We start from the raw sequence: 19,343 nt of genomic DNA on the forward strand, positions 1-19,343 counted from the left end.
AATGGAAGCATAACAAATAATATTATTATTGCCTTTTGCATGAGATAAAAATTAGACAAAATGAAAAGATTCATTGACCATTGACTGAGCTAGTTTTGAACTTAATAAAGCTATAAATTATCTGCAACAGAAAATTCAACACCTCATTCTGAAACTCTGCTGCATCGGATCCTTTCTTGTTATGTGAGCCTAAGATGTAAGCAATTTATTTTATAGCTACGTTCAATCTCTATGGCCAAACTCATACATAACTTATCCGGAAAGGTGAACTTTAGAACGAATATTTTATGCCACCCAGCAGTCGAAAACCATACACAGGATAATTATCCCATACTCTGTACTGCTGATTAAGAATGTTGTAGAAATTCATGAAAAAAGACAGATTGGAGGAATAGATATACTCTATGAAAAGATTCAAATCATAGGCGTCGGAGAGAGATATGGTCTGAAAATTAGGCGGTAAATAACGAAGGGCCGAACGTTTTAACTTGAAAGTCATCTGCGGAGTAATCAAAATCTTGTTTTGTAAATTGTATTGGAGAAAAGCATCTATTTCCCAGCGTGGAATATACCATGCTTTCTGTTGACGTACGGTTTGCGCTTCGTTAAATACGACCGTCATGCCTGTTTTGAAACGATGTTGAATGACCATTTGTTGCTCGAAAATCACCTGCAACCAACGAATAGAATCGTAAACGACCAGAAATGAACTATAAGGAGGCGAAAAAGTATCAGGCACGAACAGTGGATGGTAATGAATATTTCGGAAATGAACAGAAAGATTGTGATTCCATCTGTGAGCTATGTTTCCAACTACACCACCGTAGTAGTGTTCAGGTGTTTTCGCAAATTTATGTTTTGCCCGATAAGAAACAAAAGGATTTATATCCACCAAATAATGCTTAGATGCGTAATTCATGCTTCCGTCCATTCCCCCATAAATCGAAATGACTTCGGGAAATAAGGTGACATGTAAGATGAACCCAGGGAAAAAATATGTTTCACCGACTGAATCAAGTTGTAGAGTTGTATTGAGTAAACCAGCAAGAGTAAATTGCTTGAAATCCAACTCATAAGTTGGAATGATTTCTACGAGACTTGCATGAGTTCCTCCAGTGGGATAATTTTGCAACCAAGAATGCCCTCGTAAAGTCAGCGAAAGCTTTTCTTTGTTGATTTGCTTAATGAGATGCAAATCTTTCTTGATCTGAATTTGACCCGAGATCAAATGCTCATCATAGCTATACTTATCCATCAAATAGTCGTAACTGAGCTTGGTTTGCCACATCCATTGGGTTGAATCTATGGGAGTATTGTAGGTCGAAATGGTTAAACCTGGTTTGTGATAATATTGCCGAATTTCTGACGAACTTATCGTATCTTCGAAGTTATGAGTTCGAAATCCATACCAATGCAATTGGTCGAAACAATAGAAGGGACTAATTTTTATGGCAAAATTTTTCCAGTAATGGTTATAAAAGGCGTCTACCTGGGTATGAGTTCTGCCCGGGTATGCAAAATTTTCGATTTTACCAAAGGTTGAAAGATTTTGCAAGTGTAAACCTGCTGTTTTGTTTTTGTTTCTGCCGGTGCCCAAAAATAGCTCACCAAAAAAATGTTTTCTGATACCAACCCCGGCCACAAGATAATTGTTTTTTAATTCAATGAATTGTTCGCCGCTGAGTTTGGCAGGAGAAATAGGAGAAAGCTGTATCGAGAGAGGGATTCTTTTGGAGTTAATTTGGTAAGAAAAAGACGGCTTTGACAATGTGTCTGGAACAATAACAGGAGAAAAATTTTTTTTGCTAAAATCCATCAGTTTGGGTTCATACGAACCAATAACGGTAACGTTGGCCTTAAAAAAATCCGCTGAATCTTTGGAAATATTTTGAGCTAACACGAGAGATCCGAAAACGGTAAGGAAAACAAAAACAATTTTTTTCATGACCATAAGAATTATTTTTGACTTTGTTCGATCTCAATGACGTTTTTTAATTTTTCACGTGCTTCATTGACGAGGTCTTCGCCTTGATAATTATCGATGACACTCTGAAGAGCAAATTTGGCTTGATAGTAATTTCCCGTCGCAGTATAGACGTCTCCCAACAAGATAAAGGCCCGAGCTACCCAATCTTCGTAACTGGCATATTTATTAATCAGGTCAAAAACAGTATTTTCAGCATCCGTATACTTATTTTCTTTATAATAAATATAAGCCAAGTAGTATGTTGCCATAGCACCTGTTTCTGAAGCTTTTAGTTTAGTTAGAGGCTGTAAAACTTGCTTTGCATCGCCATAACGATCGATTTCAATGTAAGCTCTTGCAAGGGTGATTTTAGTTTGTTGCAAATCTGTTTCAGAAAGTTGGGCAGTTTGAATTATTCGTTGAGCTAACTGAATAGATGCTTCAAATTGATTAAGTGCAAATAACCCGTGAAGAATGTTTTTTTGGCATTCTTGAATAATTTGTTGTGAGGTAGTGATTTTCTCTAGTGCTGTGTAATATTCGTTGGCTTTAGCAAAATTGGCTAAATTGAAGTGGATGCGGGCGGCTTTCAGTAGGGCCGATTCCTGAAAATTACTCAGAGGAAACTGAAGAACACTCTCATAATCTTTCAGGGCATCCTGAAATTTCTTTTGTCCGTAGAGGCATTCAGCTCTGTAAAAATGCGCTTGGATGGCGTAACTACCCTGTGGATATTGGTTTAAATAAGACGTAAATCCTTGTATGGCCCCATTACAATCACCATCCATGAATTTGTTTTCTGCTGCTTGATAAATTAGACTGTCTTTTTCTTGCTCACTGATGCTTTTACCTTGATGGCTTACATAGTCGAAAAAGGCATCGAGCTGATCCATTTCGGTGTAGATATTTTTGAGGATGACCCATGCCTGACGAGATTCGTCGGTGGAGGGATATTCCTCGATAATTTGCTTAAAAATCTCAATGGCTTTTTCACGTTGATGAATGTTTCTATATAAACTTCCCAACTTGACCAATGCTGTCAATTTGATGGCATGATCGGGATAATCTTGAATAAGTTTTTGATAATATTGTATGGCTTTGTCGTTTTGATTTAACAATTCGTAGGTAATAGCAACTTCGTAGATGGCCAAAGGTCTAAGGTTCGATTTAGGATACTTTTCGATCAACAGATTCATGGAATTGATCTTTCCCTGAGTATTGTTCTGAGCACCATCGATCATTGCTAACTGATAGAGAGCATAATCGGTTTGTTCTAACTTTTTTTTGTATGCCGATTCGTAAAGTTCTTTGGCTTGTTGATATTTTTTTTGTTTAAAATAACAATCTGCAAGCCGCAGCTGAGCGTCTGTGAGCACAACAGGTGTTTCTCCTTTAGCTATTTGTAAAAAACGATTGAAGGCATTGGCCGCCTCTTCATATTTTTTCTGTTTCAACAAGACATATCCCAAACCATACCAACCACGTGCGTACTCAGGTGTTTTTTCGGATGGAGGGTATTGGATGAATTGCGTGTAGAAATATTTTGCGGAGTCGAAGTCATTTTGAATAAAATAAACTTCACCTATCCAAAACAAGGCTCTTGCATATAAGCTTCTGTCAAAATTGTTTTTCAAAACTTCAAAGAACATAGATTTTGCTTTATTATAATCTTGTTGATTGTAGTATTGGAAAGCAAGGTATAAATTAGCTTTTTGATAGGCAAGCGACATTTCTGGCGTGCGTGTCTTGATTTTTTTAATTTGTTGAACAGCCTCAGCGTAATCTCCAGTGGACATAAGGATTTTGGCGAGCCATGTTCGAGCTTCTTCGGCTCGTGGCGAGGTAGGATAATTGCTGAGGTACGACTCTAAAGCTTTCATGGCATTGTTAAACGGATAATAATCTAGTTCATAAGATAGTTTTACAAAGTGAAACAAAGCATCTTCCCGAACCAAAGAATCTTTTCCAAACTGGTAGGCTTCATAAAAACTGTTTAAAGCAAATTTTTTTTGATTGGTCTGAACATAACAAAAACCTAAATGATAATTAGCTTGCTGATAAAGAGAATCATTTTCTTTAGAAATTTTTGTAAAATATTCTATAGCCTTAGGATAATTCTGATTAGCATAGAAAATATATCCTTCTAAATATGTTTCATTGGGATTGAGCTTGCTTTTATTTTGATCAATAAAATGAGCATAATTCAAAGCATCACTATATTTTCCTTTTTGATACCAAGCATACATGAGCATTTTAGCAATTTCGTCTTTGCGTTTTGAGGATAATTTTTCAAAAAGAGGAGAAGCATAATTGATAAGATCGTCGTATCTTTTCTGATAAAAGTAAATCTGACTAATGTAGAATGGAACTATGTTGGCATAAAAGCTGTCGCGAGTAAGTTGGAGAAATCCTTGAAGAGCTGTTTCATGTTTGTTCTCTGTAAACTGAATGTGGCTGTAAAAGTAGATGGAATGGTTTTGATAGGGAGATGGAATATCTTTTACGGCTAAGAAACGTGTTCTTGCTTGATCATATTGATTGAGATTAAAATAGGCATATCCTGCCTTGAAATGAGTAGTAAGTTTCTCGTCTTCATTCATTTTTTGAACATCACATTTTTCGTAAGCAGTTACTGCATCTTTCCATTTTTTCTCACGATAATATAGCTGACCCAAATAATAAAAAGCGTAATTCAAATGCATGCTTACGGGGTAACTCTGGATGAAACTTTTGAGAAGGTAAATAGCATCATTATTTAATAATTCATAAGCAGAACGAGCTTCTAGGAAAGCAATTTTCTGTTCTAAAAGCATGTTGCTTTGATTCGGTGAAATAACGAGGGGATTTCTTAAAAAAGAAAACTTGTTTTTATTTTCCAAATCGAAGATTTTGAGAAGAGATGAAGATGATGATTGTTCAGAATATAACCATTGACAATAAGAAAAATAAGTTGTAATCAAACATAGAGTCAAAAAAAAGCTTTTTTTCATGCCACATGTATTTGGGTAGTAAAATTAGTACTTTTTAAATTTATCGCGAGAATTGTCATATTAGAGTTTAATGTAAATTTGCAAATGGAAGGGAAAAAAGATGAAAATAGAATCATACGCTATTGACGACTTCAAGGCAAGGGGTTTTTGTGTTCGTAAAAATTCGGATGGAGAATACGAACTGTTTTATTGTCCAATGATGCCAAAACTGCTAACTACCGATTTTTTTTCTCGTATCTCAGATCCGGGCGAAGCTCACCAGACATCCTTAGTCGAGATTCGTTTTAAGAATTCCCATAAGGAATTCTTTCATGTCTGCTCAGATATAGCTTTGAAAGAAGGCGATATAGTCGCCGTAGAAGCCAATCCAGGTCATGATTTGGGCATTGTTTCACTTACCGGACCCTTGGTTTTAAGGCAATGGCAAAGAAAAAAACAACTATATGAGAATAAAGAGATAAAGAAAGTCTATAGAAAAGCTCGTAAGCAAGATATAGAGAAATGGTTTCAAGTCATTCATAGAGAAAGACCTACTTATTTTCGTACGAGAAAAATTATTGATGAGTTGAAGTTGGATATGAAGCTCAATGACGTTGAATTTCAAGGTGACGGTACGAAAGCCACATTTTATTATACAGCCGAAGGCAGGGTAGATTTTAGAGAACTTATCAAAATTCTTGCTGACGAGTTTAAGATCAGAGTCGAAATGCGTCAAATAGGCGTGCGCCAAGAGACTGCTAAATTAGGAGGAATAGGACCTTGTGGTAGAGAATTGTGTTGCTCAACATATATGGCTTTTTTCAATTCAGTTACTACTCAGTCTTTAAAAATTCAGCAACTTTCCTTAAATCCAAACAAAATTGCTGGCCTATGTGGTAAGCTCAAATGCTGTATGAACTACGAAGTTGATGTATACAAACAAATACTCTCCGAATTTCCGGACTCAACCATACCTCTACTCACTCATAAAGGCAAAGCCGTATACGTGAAAAGCAATATCTTTAAACAAACCATGTATTATGCTTATGAGAATGAACCTCAAAACTTAATGGCTATCCCCGTGGAGAATGTTGTGAAGATTCAAGAAATGAACAAGAAAAACATCTTGGTTGATAACCTCGAAGAGTTTTCCGTTGCCCTTGAAAGCACATATGAACAAGTCATCTCTGATTCCAAGGAAGACATTTCAAAAATGGAAGACGAATGAAAAATGTCATCACGATATTCATTCTTATTTTCATCGTTTCATGTAAGAGGCCATTTTTTCAAGAAATGAAAGCTTTCTCTGAACTGCAATGGCACATGGATAGCATCGCTAAGTTTAATTTTACGATAAATGATACAGTACAACTCTATGATTTTTATGTTTTGATTCGTCATACCAACGAGTATCCTTACCAGAATTTATATTGTTTTGTGACAAGTCTTTACCCTGGCGAAGTGATTAAATGCGATACAGTTAATTTTATTCTTGCCGATGAACAGGGCAAATGGATAGGCAGGAAGAATGGTAAATTTTATGATAACGAAATATTGATCAGCCGAAAAGTTCGTTTCGAGAAGGCTGGCGTTTATTCCTTTGAATTTGTCCACGCCATGCGGGATACGATTTTGAACGGAATTCATTCATTTGGAATAAAACTTGTACCAGTGCCATATAAATAAAAAATTTATGAAATTAAATATGCATGATTTTTTATGGAGGAACATACCGGAACATGACAAAAAAAGACTAAGACTTTTGTGGTTGATATACTTTGTGGGTTTTGGTTTATTCATTCTTTTTTTTATTGGTGTTTATTTTGGACTTCTTGGACCCATACCTTCCTTCAGACAGTTGGAAAATCCCGAAACCAACCTTGCTAGTGAAATATATAGTTCCAATGGTGTTTTGATGGGAAAATTCTATGTAGAGAATAGATCCAATTGTGAATACAAAGATTTGAGTCCATATTTAGTACAGGCTCTTATAGCTACAGAAGATATTAGGTTCCATCGACATGCAGGCATTGATGTGAGGGGTTTGATGAGAGTAATATTTAAAACATTTATTGGGGGAAAAGAAAGTAGTGGTGGTGGAAGCACCATTTCTCAACAATTAGCAAAAAACCTTTTCAAAAGACCCGATGATATATCTTTTCTGGAGCTTGTAACCATTAAATTCCGTGAATGGATGACAGCTATAAAACTTGAGAGAAACTATACCAAAGAGGAAATTATTGCAATGTATCTGAATACTGTGGATTTTGGCAATCAAAGTTTTGGAATCAAGTCGGCAGCTAAAACTTATTTTAATAAAGAACCTAAGGACCTCTCTATTGAAGAAAGTGCTTTGCTTATTGGTATGCTTCAAGCTCCTTCACGCTATAATCCTATTCGTAATCCTGAAAATGCTAGAAAACGTCGTGCTGTTGTCTTACGCCAAATGGAAAAATATGGTTTTATCACAAAGCAGCAATTTGATTCACTGAATAAATTGCCACTTTTGGATACGAGAAAATTTCAGATTCAGGATCATCGAACGGGGATTGCGCCTTATTTCAGAGAATACTTACGTATTTTAATGACAGCTAACGAGCCAAAACGGGAAGAGTTTACCAATGACTATGATTATCAGCTTGCCCTGAAAGAATGGGAAGAGAATCCACTGTATGGTTGGTGCAATAAAAACAAAAAACCTGATGGTTCTCCTTACAATCTTTATACTGATGGTTTGAGGATTTACACTACTATTGACACACGTATGCAAAAATATGCTGAAGAAGCTATCGCAGAACACTTAGGCAAAACACTTCAAAATCAGTTTGTCAGAGAAATTTCACGTCATCCTTATGCTCCTTTTACTGGTGCTTTGAATAAAAAAGATGTCGAAAAATTAATTGAACTCTCTAAAAAACGATCCGATCGTTACTTATCTATGAAAAGAGATGGGTATACTGATGAACAGATTGATTCGGCTTTTCTTACTCCAATTCCCATGCGTGTTTTTTCTTGGCGAGGCGAGAAAGATACGACGATGTCCCCACTCGATTCTATAAAATACTATAAATGGTTTCTGAGAGCCGGTTTTCTTGCCATAGAACCTCAAACAGGCCATGTTAAAGCTTATGTAGGAGGTCTGAATTATAAATACTTCAAGTATGATCATGTAACCAAAAGTAGGCGACAAGTTGGCTCAACATTTAAACCATTTGTTTATGCTACTGTTTTTGCCGATGGACAATTCAATCCGTGTAGTCGTGTTCCTTTACTTCCTGTTACGATAGATCTTGGTAATGGTGAAACATGGACTCCTAAAAACTCAGGAGAAGTCAAAGAGGGTGAAATCGTTGACCTCAGATATGCGTTAGCAGGTTCTATCAATTGGGTTTCGGCATACCTCATGAAAAACACAAGTCCAGAAGCTGTTATACGCCTTGCTCGCAAAATGGGAATCAAAAGCTATATTCCTCCTGTTTACGCAATTTGCCTGGGAGTTCCTGAATTAACCTTGTATGAGATGGTTTCAGCTCAGACGACCTATGCTAACAGAGGAATTTATACTGAACCTATAATTGTTACTCGTATTGAAGATAAATTTGGTAATGTATTGGCTGAGTTTAGACCAAAGCATACTGAAGCAATGAGTGAAGAAACTGCTTATATGATGGTAGAGCTTATGAAAGGTGTGGTTGATTATGGAACTGGTGGACGCATACGAACAGTGTATGGGATTAAATATCCTGTCGCTGGAAAAACAGGTACAACTGACAACAACAGCGATGGATGGTTTATGGGTATTACACCTGGATTGGTGGCTGGATGTTGGGTTGGAGGCGAAGACATGCAAATTCATTTTTTGAGTACCGCTCTCGGACAAGGAGCCAATATGGCTTTGCCAGTATGGGCAATATTTATGAAAAAAGTATACAACGATCGTTCTCTTAACATACCAACTTCAGATTTTGAAAAACCAGCAAGACTTCGAGTTGATTTAGATTGTGTTTCCGAGAAAAAAAGCCCCGAAAAGCCAAACAAAAATAAAAGTAAGGATATTTTTCAATAACTCATCAAATGCCTGCCCAACTTGACATATTGATTTCATGGAATATCACGCGAGAATGGACTTTATTTCTTGATAGAGATGGTGTTATTAATCGAAGAATAATTGGAGGATATGTTGTAGTTCCTGATCAATTTGAATTTCTTCCTAATGTATTTGAAGCATTAAATTTAGCATCTAGTATTTTCGATAAAATCATTGTAGTGACTAATCAACAAGGAGTGGGTAAAAAGCTGATGACAGAACAAGACTTAGAGGTTATACATTCTTATATGATTGATAAGATCGAACAACATGGGGGCAAAATCACTAAGATCTATTACTGCACACACTTGGTCGAGGAACAAAGTCTTTATAGAAAGCCAGAACCAGGTATGGCATATCGAGCCAAAAAAGATTTTCGAGATATTCAGTTTTCTCGTTCAATCATGGTTGGAGATACCAAAGAAGATATGCAATTTGCTCGAAACGCGAAGATGAAGGCTGTTTTTATAGGAAATCCTCACGAAATTGAACTATCACGACATCTTTATGACTTGTATTATCCGGATTTGTATAGTTTTGTGAAAGAAGTAAAATGGGCTGTAAAAAGATAGATATGAAACAATGGTTTGTTCTATTGTTTACTTATTTTTTGGGTATTTTGTGCATGAGTCAAACAATTGTAAATATTAACACTTACGATAAGCAAGGTCGGAAACATGGTTATTGGGAAAAGAAAAAAAACGATAAAATAGTTTATAAGGGAAAATTTATTCATGGAATTCCTGTGGACACGTTTCTTTATTTTTACCCGACGGGAAAAATTAAGTCTGTTATGATCTATTCAGATAGTGGAAAAAAAGCAAAAGCAACTTTCTACAGTCCATCAGGTACTATATTAAGCGAGGGAATGTATGTTCGTATGAATAAGGAAGGCCTCTGGAAATACTATACCGAAGAAAATAAGCTAGCGAGCGAGATAGAATATAAAAACGGTAAAAAAAATGGGCGTGCTGTTTATTATTTTCCAGACGGAACCATAGCTAATATTGAACATTACGTAAATGATACGCTAGAGGGTGAATACATTAGATATTATGACAATGGTAACATTCATTATAAAGGCAATTTTTCAAAAAATATGCGACAAGGTGATTTTGTGTTTTATTATTACAATGGTCAATTAAGCGCATCAGGAGCATATAAAGATGATTTGCGCGAAGGTTGGTGGAAGCTTTACGATAAAGATGGAAAAATCATTCTTGAAGCTTATTATCATCAAAGTGATCTCGTTAAAAAACATGTTTATCAGAAAGATAAAGACCCGGAAGTATTGCAGCAAATAGATTCAGAACTTGATCTTAAAGCAAGAAAAGAACGTGAAGAAAAAAAGAATCAAAAAATAGAAGATGAAGAATAAGATTTTTGTTATTTTTCTATTCTCGACCTTGTTTTTTTCTTGTAGCAAACAATCCGATGATAAAGTCGATGTGGGTTATGATTTTTACCCCTATAGGGTAGGTTCATGGGTAATATATGAAGTAGATTCGATATTTTACGATGATTTCACGGGTATTTCTGATACATTTCATTTCTTGCTGAAGGAAGTTTTTGAAAGTGAATTTATCGATGAGGAAGGTCGTAGAAACTTGCGTCTTGAAAGGTACGTAAAATGGAATGATTCGTCCGATTGGGTCTTGAGAGACGTATGGTATGTCCATAAAAATTCCATGCATGTGGAGAAAATCGAGGAAAACATACGATTTATACGTCTTATCTTTCCAGTCAGAGAAAATGAAAGCTGGGATGGTAATGCCATGAACTCCATGAACGAGCAAAAATATTATTATAAAAACGTTGATAAATTCTATGCTATAGATAGTGTGTTATCTTTTGATTCGACTGTTGTTGTAGTACAAAACAAAATACAAAATCTCCTCGAAGAAAAAGATCAATTTGAAGTCTATGCTAGAGGAGTAGGTCTAATTTATAAAAATTATAAAGACGTTGGTAAAGAGCTGACAACTGGTCAGATCAAAAAAGGTCTACATTATAGTTGGAAAATAATCCAGTGGAAAATTTAATCATATGAAAACAAATTTTTTAGTTACATTATTATTTTTCTTTTTACAAGTATTTACTCAATCAGGTGGATACTATCGTGTTGTTTTTAAAGATAAAAATAACACTCCCTATTCTTTGAGTCACCCTGAACAATTTTTGTCTCAGAGAGCAATAGCACGGCGTCAAAAATTTAATATCCCAATAGATCATCGGGATTTACCTATTGTACCGTCTTATATTACGGAAATTCAGCAACTAGGTGCGATTCTACATAACAAAAGTAAGTGGTTCAATTCAGCTGTTTTCTTTGTACCAGATACCAACTTGCTCTCCCAGATTCGCCAGAAGACGTTCGTCCAGTCGATTACCTTTCTTAAACCTCAGAATCCTGTAAAAAACAACAAGCGACGTGGCTCACAGAGTGTAATACTTGATCATTGGGCCACAACGGTCTATGAAGCTTCTCTTTTCGCTAGCGAACAAAATGAAGCTCGGATCAATTATGATTATGGCTTTGCTTTCACTCAGAATGCTTTACTTGCTGTTGATTATTTACATGGGAATGGTTTTACCGGAAAAGGTATGGTTATAGCTGTCTTGGATGCTGGCTTTTTTAAAGTCAACGAATTAACTATTTTTGATAGCTTAAGAAACAGTGGTAGGCTATTAGGGACAAAGGATTTTGTCAATCCCGGGGGGGATGTTTTTGCTCAAAGTACCCATGGCATGGCAGTATTATCTCTCATGGCTGGTAACGTGCCAGGAAAATTGATAGGTACAGCACCGCATGCAAGTTATTGGTTGCTGCGGTCTGAAGATGCTAATTCCGAATACCTGATCGAGGAAGACAATTGGGTTGCTGCTGCAGAATTTGCAGACAGTGTGGGAGCCGATATTATTAATTCTTCTTTAGGATACACTACTTTTGATGATAGTCTGCAAGATCATACTTATCAAGACATGGATGGGAATACAACTCTGGTAACACAAGCTGCAGATATAGCTGCAAGTAAAGGCATACTTGTTTTTAATTCGGCTGGTAATAGTGGTAATAATGAATGGTACTATATAGGTGCTCCTGCTGATGCTGATAGTATTATTAGTGTTGGTGCAGTCGACTTAAATGGGGTTTTGGCTTATTTTTCGTCACGAGGGCCGACATACGACGGCCGGATTAAACCAACAGTTTGTGCCCCAGGGCACATGGTTTATGCTGTTACTGCCTCAGATGACGTTGAACAAGGAAGTGGAACTTCGTTTTCATCTCCCATTCTTGCTGGGGCAGTGGCTTGCTTGTGGCAAGGTTTCCCTGAAAAAAGAAATACTGATATGATCGATGTCGTGATTAAATCTGCCCATAAATACACTAACCCAGATAATGATTATGGCTATGGAATACCTAATTTAGCAATTGCTTCCTTATTACTTGGTGGGCAAGATTTCTCTCTTACCAGTGAAAAACTAGCTGTTTTTGCGTACCCCAACCCTTTTGATGAAGAAATTAATTTGATCGTTTACTCTAATAAAAAAGCTGATTTGGACGTGCAAATATTGAATTCTCAGGGTAAGGTCGTATTTCAGACCACTTTTAAAACCATTGTAGGTTATAATTATTATTATTTAACTTTTTTAAACAACAGAAAACTCAATCGTGCGGGCACTTATTTCCTTAAAGTATCTGATTCGTATCGTTTGGCTGAAACAAAGCTAATTAAAAAATAACATATGATACTTATTGCAGATGCTGGTGCTACCAAAACAGCATGGCGCATTTTTGATAACAAACATATTTTCTTAGACCAAATTTCTTCTGGCATACATCCACTTTTCATGAATGTAAGAAGTATAGAAAGCGAAATTGAAAAGAACATCCTCCCTTTTGTAAATACTGAAAAAATTGAAAGAGTTTACTTTTATTGTGCAGGTTGTGCGACACCTGCTTTACAAACAAAAGTATACGATGCAGTTAGCCTTTTTTTCCCAAACGCATACGTATATGTAGGTAGTGACTTGGAGGGAGCTGCTCGTGGAATTCTAGGAAACAAGGAAGGATTGATTTGTATTATTGGTACCGGAAGTAATGCAGGTGTATGGAATGGGGATAGGATCATTTCACAAATTCCTTCTTTGGGGTATATCCTTGGCGACGAAGGCAGTGCTTCATGGATAGGTAGGCAAATAGTTTCCCATTACTTTAGGAAAACCATGCCACATTATTTGAGAACCATTTTTGAGCAATATTTTTCTGGGGATCTGGATTTTGTTTACAAAAACGTCTACCAAAATCCTTCTGCCAATTTGTTTCTTTCTTCTGTTACAGAAAAATTCATCCAAATTAAAGATGAATTTATAGAGAAAATTTTATCTCAGTCGGCTCGAATCTTTTTTGAAACTTTTGTTCTTCCGATTGAGCCTATTTTGCCATTAGGTTTTGCTGGATCAATAGCTAAAATCAATGAAAGTAATATTTATTATTGGGCCAAGCATTATAACCTCGACATTATTTCCATACAAGCTAGTCCAATAGAGGGTTTATATGAATATTACCTTAATAACTATCCCATGCAACATTATGAGTAAAAAAAATTTATAGTTTTGTAACAAACAAAAATATTTGATTATGACAAGATCACAAGAATTAATGGAACTAGAATTTAGGTACGGTGCTCACAATTATCATCCCTTACCGGTCGTACTTGAAAGAGGGGAAGGGGTATATCTCTGGGATGTGGAAGGCAAGAAATATTTTGATTTTTTGTCTGCTTACTCAGCCGTTAATCAAGGGCATTGTCATCCCAAAATTGTCGGGGCTTTGGTGGATCAGGTAAGAAAACTTTCCTTGACATCAAGAGCTTTTTACAATGATTCATTAGGGGTTTTTGAGAAGTTTGTTACTGAGATGTTTGGTTACGATAAGGTTTTGCCCATGAATACTGGTGCTGAAGGAGTAGAAACTGCTATTAAGCTTACGAGGAAATGGGCTTATTTAAAAAAGGGAATTCCTCGTTACGAAGCCAAAATCATCGTATGTAACAACAACTTTCATGGGCGTACTACAACGATTGTGAGTTTTTCTAGCGATCCTTCCGCATATACAGATTACGGTCCTTTTACTCCTGGTTTTATTCAAATTCCTTATAATGATCTTAATGCCCTAGAGCAAGCTTTGCAAGACCCCAATGTAGCTGGTTTTTTAGTCGAACCCATTCAGGGTGAGGCTGGTGTTGTGGTCCCTGACGAAGGCTACCTCAAAGGAGCTTATGATCTTTGCAAAAAACACAACGTTCTTTTTATTGCTGATGAAATCCAGACTGGAATTGCTAGAACTGGTAAGCTGCTAGCATGTGACCATGAGAATGTTAAACCTGATATTCTTATTCTTGGCAAAGCCTTGGGAGGAGGTGTTTATCCCGTTTCAGCAGTACTGGCCAATGATGATATCATGTTGACCATTAAACCTGGTGAACATGGATCTACCTTTGGTGGAAATCCCGTAGCTGCTCGCGTTGCTATTGCTGCCTTACAGGTAGTTGAAGAAGAAAATTTAGCTGAGCGTGCTGCAAGGCTAGGTGAAATATTCAGAAATGAACTTAAGAAAATAGAAAGCCCTATGCTCGAAATCATTCGGGGAAAAGGACTTCTCAATGCGATAGTAATCAAACCATACCAAGGAAAAACAGCTTGGGATGTTTGTCTCAAAATGGCTGAAAACGGATTACTTGCTAAACCGACCCACGAGCACATTATACGCTTAGCACCGCCACTTATCATTTCTGAAGGTCAAATCTTGGAAGCAGCAGAAATCATTCGAAAATCAATCTTGTGTTTACATTAAGGATTTCGAATATAGAGGTAGTAATATCCATCGTACAAACAAGAATATTTTTTAGCGGGTCTCTTAGCAGGCCCGTTTATTTTTGATCCGTCAGTGATGATGAATGAGGAACCACAAACGGGATCGTACATAAAAAGTCCCGAAGAATCCACAACTAATCTTTCGCAATCAGTTTGTGGATGATAAGGACATGCACGTTCAAATGCCACAAATTCATCATACGAAAGTCTATAGACAATGATCCCTTTATATCCCCCTGTAATGTATACATAGCCTCCTATGGCATTCAACGCATTGTAAACAGTATTGTTTAAATCAAGCTGAATGTTTACAGGTACATCAGGGATGATTTCATCCTCTTTGCCACAATTGGTTAATGTACTAAATGCAAAAAACGATGTTAATAAAAAAATTTTTTTTAGGTTCAATTTTTGTTGTATTTTCGCAATTCAAAGATAATAATTAAGAATGCAAACCAGATTTATTTGGATATTAATAGTTTTTATCTTATCAGTTGCAAGTACTTCATGTGATTTATTCAGGCGAAGCAATATAGATAACAAAGAAAAAGCTATTCAAAAAGAAAAGAAAAAAAGACAAAAGCAAGATACTATTTTATATCAGAAAGCACTAAAACAACACATGAAAAATCAATCCAAAGAAACTCGAAAAGCCATGAAACAATCCATGCGAGAAGCTAAACGCAATAGAGAACATAAACCTGAACCATTCTATCTCCGCTGGTACAAAAAATGGTTCCGTGAAAAACCCCAACAGAAAGATAAGGGCTAAAAGTTCTTTTGTTATAGATGGAAAATTTACTATTGGAGGTGGAATGCCTCCATGTTTTTTTTAATCATACACATCTTTTAAAAGGTATTTCCTTCTTTATCAAAAAAGGCGAAATTGTTGGACTGGTGGGGGAAAGTGGTTCAGGAAAAAGTTTAACTTCTCTTGCTATAACTGGACTTCTACCTTCTTACATGATTACTGAAGGAAAAATTTCTTTTTACAAAGAGAATAAAACTTATGATCTACGAAGTTCTGAAATTAACATAATCAGGGGCCATCATATTACCATGATATTTCAGGATTCACTCCTATCTCTCAATCCTGTTCTTAAATGTGGCATGCAAGCAACTGAAGGTTTAAGATGGATAAGAAATAACGGACGAAAAGAAGCGAAGAAAAAAATCAAGGCATGGTTTGAACGTGTGAAATTAATACCTTCTGATCGTTTTTTTTACTCCTATCCCCATCAGATTTCGGGAGGGCAGCGTCAACGTGTGATGATTGCTTCATCACTCTCTATTGAACCAGACCTTCTTATTGCGGATGAACCAACTACCGCACTTGATCCTATCATGCAAAAGGAAGTAATCGACACCCTGCGAAAAATTTATGATGAAACAGGAATAAGTATTCTTTTTATTTCCCATGATCTTCATTTAGTTCGAAGCTTTTGTCACAGGATGTACATTATGTATGATGGACAAATCATTGAATCGGGCTATCCTGAACAAATTTTTAAGATGCCACGTGAATCCTATACTAAATCCCTACTTTTATCCATTCCGGAAGTTAGGAAAAAGGAAATGAGAAAAGACGATACAAATGAAACAGTTGTACTGAGCGTCAAAAATTTATCTGTCTCTTATGTCAAGAACAAAATTAAACATAAAGTATTAAATGGTATTTCTTTTGAAGTTAAAAAAAATGAATCAGTGGGAATAGTTGGTGTCTCAGGCCAGGGGAAAACCACATTAATTAGGAGTCTGACTTTATTACAACCTTATGATGAAGGTGAAATTTTTTTTAATGGAGTAAACTTACTCAAACTTTCTAATCGTCAACTCAGAAAATTAAGATCAAGTTTCCAAATCATTTTTCAGGAATCCAAAGCTTCCTTTCATCCTTCTATGCCCATTGGTAAGCAAATCTTCGAACCCGTCAAACTCCACAATGTATTTAAATCCCGCCAAGAGATGATGGACTACATAAAAATTTTATTGGAAGCTACAGAGTTGCAACCTGATTGCCTTCAACGTTATCCCCATCAACTTAGTGGTGGTCAGCTTCAAAGGCTTCAAATCGTCCGAGCAATGGCTTTAAAACCAATTCTGATCCTTCTTGATGAAGCTATAAGTGCTCTTGATATTCGTCTGAAAAAACAAATACTTGACTTGCTTTTAAGTCTACAAGAAAAATTTAATTTAACCTTTCTGTTTGTTTCCCATGAGTTATCATATGTGCGTTATTTTTGTGATCGAATATATGTTTTGCATGATGGAAAGCTTTTGGAAGGAAAATCAACAGATGAAGTATTAAATCAACCTGAACACAACATTACCTTTGAATTGATTAAAGCAAGTTTTTTTTAGCACCATTTATAATAATTTACATACGAATTAAAAAAATTTATTATACTTGCAAAAATATTTAACATGAAACATGTAGGCATTATTGTAGGAATGATCATGTTAATTTTTTCGTTTGTAAGATGTGATTCATATGGTAAGAAGAAAACTTTTGGAGATCTTGAACTGTACTACACCAGCGATATTACTGAAGAAGAAGCTGATCGCCTTGGGCATTATCTTCTTGAGTCAGGCTTCATGGAGAGTGGGGGCGAAAAAACTGTTCAACTTACTAAGGAAAATGGAATTTATCAGTTTCGAGCTGTTGTTATGAAAGAATTTCAAAATGATCCAGACTATGACATTATTTTTCGTCTTTTTGCCTGTGAGATAGTGGAAAATGTGTTTCCTAATGATAAATTAGAGTTTCATTGTTGTAATAATAAGTTGGAAACAATTAAAGTTCTTCAACCGTTTAATAAAAAAACGATTAATACCATAATTGTTCATTATGACGGGGTTTCAGAAGAGGAATTAAAAAAATTGAATAAATATTTTAAGAAAACTAATTTTCAATCAACAGATAAGCAGATCAATATTCTTATTTTAAAAACAGGAGAATCTTTTCAATTTAGGATGATTATCTTGGATGAGTATATTTATGATGCAGACTACGAAAATCTTGTGAGAGATTTTGTAAAAGGACTTTCTGACGAAGTGTTCGATGGCAAACCTGTAGAATTTCATTATTGTACAGATTTTTTTAAAACTATAAGGGTATTGAAAATTTAAATTTTTTTTAACACAAGCCTCCTCTGAGCTGTAATAGTCTTTCATGTTGTGTAAAACAATTTATTATTAAAAAAGTTAAAGAGAAGTAATAAATATAGAGCCAAAGCATGTGCAAATAACATTTCCTAACAAAGTTCTTAATAAGATTGACATGGATCGATTTTTTTGATTCAAAATACGTGGGCGTTGATGTGTAAAATATGTTTACAGTTAAAGAATGGAGTTTTACTTTGATGGTAATTTAAATTTTTCGTATAATTGTATGGCAGCCGTGTACGGAGATATTTTCTGATGAAATATGAGTTGTTCAAGCTCTGTTTTGATGCGGTTAATTTCAGGGTGGTGGCGAATGTGATCCATAAAAAGTTCGATTAAAGTTTGTTCGAATCGGTTGACTTCTTGCATTTTTCTTTTTTGATAAAAGAAACCACTTTGACGGGTTTTTTCAACGTAGAACATAACATGATTCCAAAAAACATCGATACCTTCTTCGTACAGGGCAGAGATTAATCCTACAAAAACAGGAATTCCGCTAGGAGGTATTGGCATATAGTGTAAAGCATTTTGAATTTGGTCGCGAGCTAATTGTGCTTTGAATAGGTTTTCTTGTTCTGCTTTGTTGATCAGGACAGCGTCGACAAGTTCCATAATCCCACGTTTGATACCTTGAAGTTCATCGCCAGCACCAGGAATATGAATTAAAGTAAAAAAATCCACCATAGAATGAGCTGCTATTTCACTTTGGCCAACACCAACCGTCTCTATAAGGATGATATCAAAGCCTGCAGCTTCACATAGAATAATGCTTTCCTTGGTTTTTCGGGCTACACCACCTAATATTCCTCCGGAAGGAGATGGTCTGATAAAAGCATGAGGACTAGCCGAGAGCTTTTCCATTCGTGTTTTGTCTCCCAAGATGCTACCACCCGAGATATGTGATGATGGATCGATGGCAAGTACAGCAACATGATGTTGGTGATTTATCAGATAATTTCCGAGAGCTTCGATAAAAGTACTTTTTCCGCTTCCTGGTGCTCCTGTGATTCCTATGCGAATACTGTTGCCCGCGTAGGGCAGACAGCGTTCGATAAGTTGTTGAGCAAGATCTTGATGAGCCGGTAAATTAGATTCTATCAATGTAATGCCCTTACTAAGTTCAACACGGTCATGAGCAAGAATACCCTTGAAAATTTTTTCAAGATCAATTTTCTTATTTTTTTTTTCTAAAAGCTTAGATAGCACCTTTTCATTAACGTGGAGAGGTTGTTCTATTCCATTTTGAACTCGTAAAGCTGATTTGTTTTCTTTTTTCATG

Annotated in this window: 16 protein-coding genes; 12 read left to right on the forward strand and 4 right to left on the reverse strand. The window is 35.9% G+C overall.

Features of this window, described 5'->3' with window-relative positions:
• Positions 1 to 271: 271 nt before the first annotated feature.
• Together N2Z72_02725 and N2Z72_02730 are read right to left on the reverse strand one after the other, a co-directional pair.
• Positions 272 to 1,945 (reverse strand): hypothetical protein, encoded by a 1,674-nt coding sequence (locus tag N2Z72_02725; GenBank protein MCX7696591.1) that lies wholly within the window; start codon positions 1,943 to 1,945, stop codon positions 272 to 274.
• An 11-nt stretch (positions 1,946 to 1,956) separates the two neighbouring features.
• Entirely contained in the window at positions 1,957 to 4,956 is a 3,000-nt protein-coding gene (locus tag N2Z72_02730) for a tetratricopeptide repeat protein (protein MCX7696592.1), read from the reverse strand.
• 199 nt (positions 4,957 to 5,155) lie between these two features.
• Here N2Z72_02730 and N2Z72_02735 point away from each other — a divergent pair, with 199 nt between their 5' ends.
• From N2Z72_02735 to rocD, 9 genes are read left to right on the forward strand one after another with little or no spacing between them, the layout of a single operon-like run.
• Positions 5,156 to 6,163 (forward strand): hypothetical protein, encoded by a 1,008-nt coding sequence (locus N2Z72_02735; protein MCX7696593.1) that lies wholly within the window; start codon positions 5,156 to 5,158, stop codon positions 6,161 to 6,163.
• Positions 6,160 to 6,621 (forward strand): gliding motility lipoprotein GldH, encoded by a 462-nt coding sequence (locus N2Z72_02740; protein MCX7696594.1) that lies wholly within the window; start codon positions 6,160 to 6,162, stop codon positions 6,619 to 6,621. The genes N2Z72_02735 and N2Z72_02740 overlap by 4 nt, the downstream gene beginning before the upstream one ends.
• 7 nt (positions 6,622 to 6,628) lie before the next feature.
• On the forward strand, positions 6,629 to 9,001 hold the full coding sequence (locus N2Z72_02745) for a transglycosylase domain-containing protein (GenBank protein ID MCX7696595.1): 2,373 nt from the start codon (positions 6,629 to 6,631) through the stop codon (positions 8,999 to 9,001).
• A gap of 8 nt (positions 9,002 to 9,009) precedes the next feature.
• Positions 9,010 to 9,594 carry an HAD-IIIA family hydrolase gene (locus N2Z72_02750; GenBank protein ID MCX7696596.1) on the forward strand — a complete coding sequence of 195 codons (585 nt, stop codon included), beginning with the start codon at positions 9,010 to 9,012 and terminating at the stop codon, positions 9,592 to 9,594.
• 2 nt (positions 9,595 to 9,596) lie between these two features.
• The gene (locus N2Z72_02755) at positions 9,597 to 10,400 is read left to right on the forward strand and encodes a toxin-antitoxin system YwqK family antitoxin (protein MCX7696597.1); all 804 of its coding nucleotides are present in this window, start codon (positions 9,597 to 9,599) and stop codon (positions 10,398 to 10,400) included.
• A complete protein-coding gene (locus tag N2Z72_02760; protein MCX7696598.1) occupies positions 10,390 to 11,064 on the forward strand; it encodes a hypothetical protein in 675 nt (224 codons plus the stop codon). Before N2Z72_02755 ends, N2Z72_02760 begins: the two co-directional genes overlap by 11 nt.
• Before the next feature lie 4 nt (positions 11,065 to 11,068).
• Positions 11,069 to 12,766, forward strand: coding sequence for a S8 family serine peptidase (locus N2Z72_02765; protein ID MCX7696599.1), 1,698 nt, complete (start codon positions 11,069 to 11,071; stop codon positions 12,764 to 12,766).
• 3 nt (positions 12,767 to 12,769) lie between these two features.
• Positions 12,770 to 13,624, forward strand: coding sequence for a hypothetical protein (locus tag N2Z72_02770; GenBank protein ID MCX7696600.1), 855 nt, complete (start codon positions 12,770 to 12,772; stop codon positions 13,622 to 13,624).
• Positions 13,625 to 13,664: 40 nt separating this feature from the next.
• Positions 13,665 to 14,879: an ornithine--oxo-acid transaminase gene (gene rocD / locus N2Z72_02775; GenBank protein MCX7696601.1), complete on the forward strand. Its 1,215-nt coding sequence runs from the start codon at positions 13,665 to 13,667 to the stop codon at positions 14,877 to 14,879.
• Here the strand turns inward: rocD and N2Z72_02780 are convergent.
• Positions 14,876 to 15,307, reverse strand: a complete 432-nt coding sequence (locus N2Z72_02780) for a hypothetical protein (protein ID MCX7696602.1) — start codon at positions 15,305 to 15,307, stop codon at positions 14,876 to 14,878. The genes rocD and N2Z72_02780 overlap by 4 nt on opposite strands.
• Before the next feature lie 40 nt (positions 15,308 to 15,347).
• Here N2Z72_02780 and N2Z72_02785 point away from each other — a divergent pair, with 40 nt between their 5' ends.
• The 3 genes from N2Z72_02785 to N2Z72_02795 all read left to right on the forward strand — a co-directional run bounded on the left by N2Z72_02785 (position 15,348) and on the right by N2Z72_02795 (position 18,028).
• Positions 15,348 to 15,671 (forward strand): hypothetical protein, encoded by a 324-nt coding sequence (locus N2Z72_02785; protein ID MCX7696603.1) that lies wholly within the window; start codon positions 15,348 to 15,350, stop codon positions 15,669 to 15,671.
• Between the two features lie 17 nt (positions 15,672 to 15,688).
• Positions 15,689 to 17,260: an ABC transporter ATP-binding protein gene (locus N2Z72_02790; protein MCX7696604.1), complete on the forward strand. Its 1,572-nt coding sequence runs from the start codon at positions 15,689 to 15,691 to the stop codon at positions 17,258 to 17,260.
• Positions 17,261 to 17,323: 63 nt separating this feature from the next.
• Positions 17,324 to 18,028 carry a hypothetical protein gene (locus N2Z72_02795; protein MCX7696605.1) on the forward strand — a complete coding sequence of 235 codons (705 nt, stop codon included), beginning with the start codon at positions 17,324 to 17,326 and terminating at the stop codon, positions 18,026 to 18,028.
• Positions 18,029 to 18,253: 225 nt separating this feature from the next.
• Here the strand turns inward: N2Z72_02795 and meaB are convergent, their stop codons facing one another.
• The gene (gene meaB / locus N2Z72_02800) at positions 18,254 to 19,342 is read right to left on the reverse strand and encodes a methylmalonyl Co-A mutase-associated GTPase MeaB (GenBank protein MCX7696606.1); all 1,089 of its coding nucleotides are present in this window, start codon (positions 19,340 to 19,342) and stop codon (positions 18,254 to 18,256) included.
• Position 19,343 lies beyond the last annotated feature (1 nt).

This window comes from Bacteroidales bacterium (assembly GCA_026418905.1).
GTDB lineage: Bacteria > Bacteroidota > Bacteroidia > Bacteroidales > DTU049 > JAOAAK01.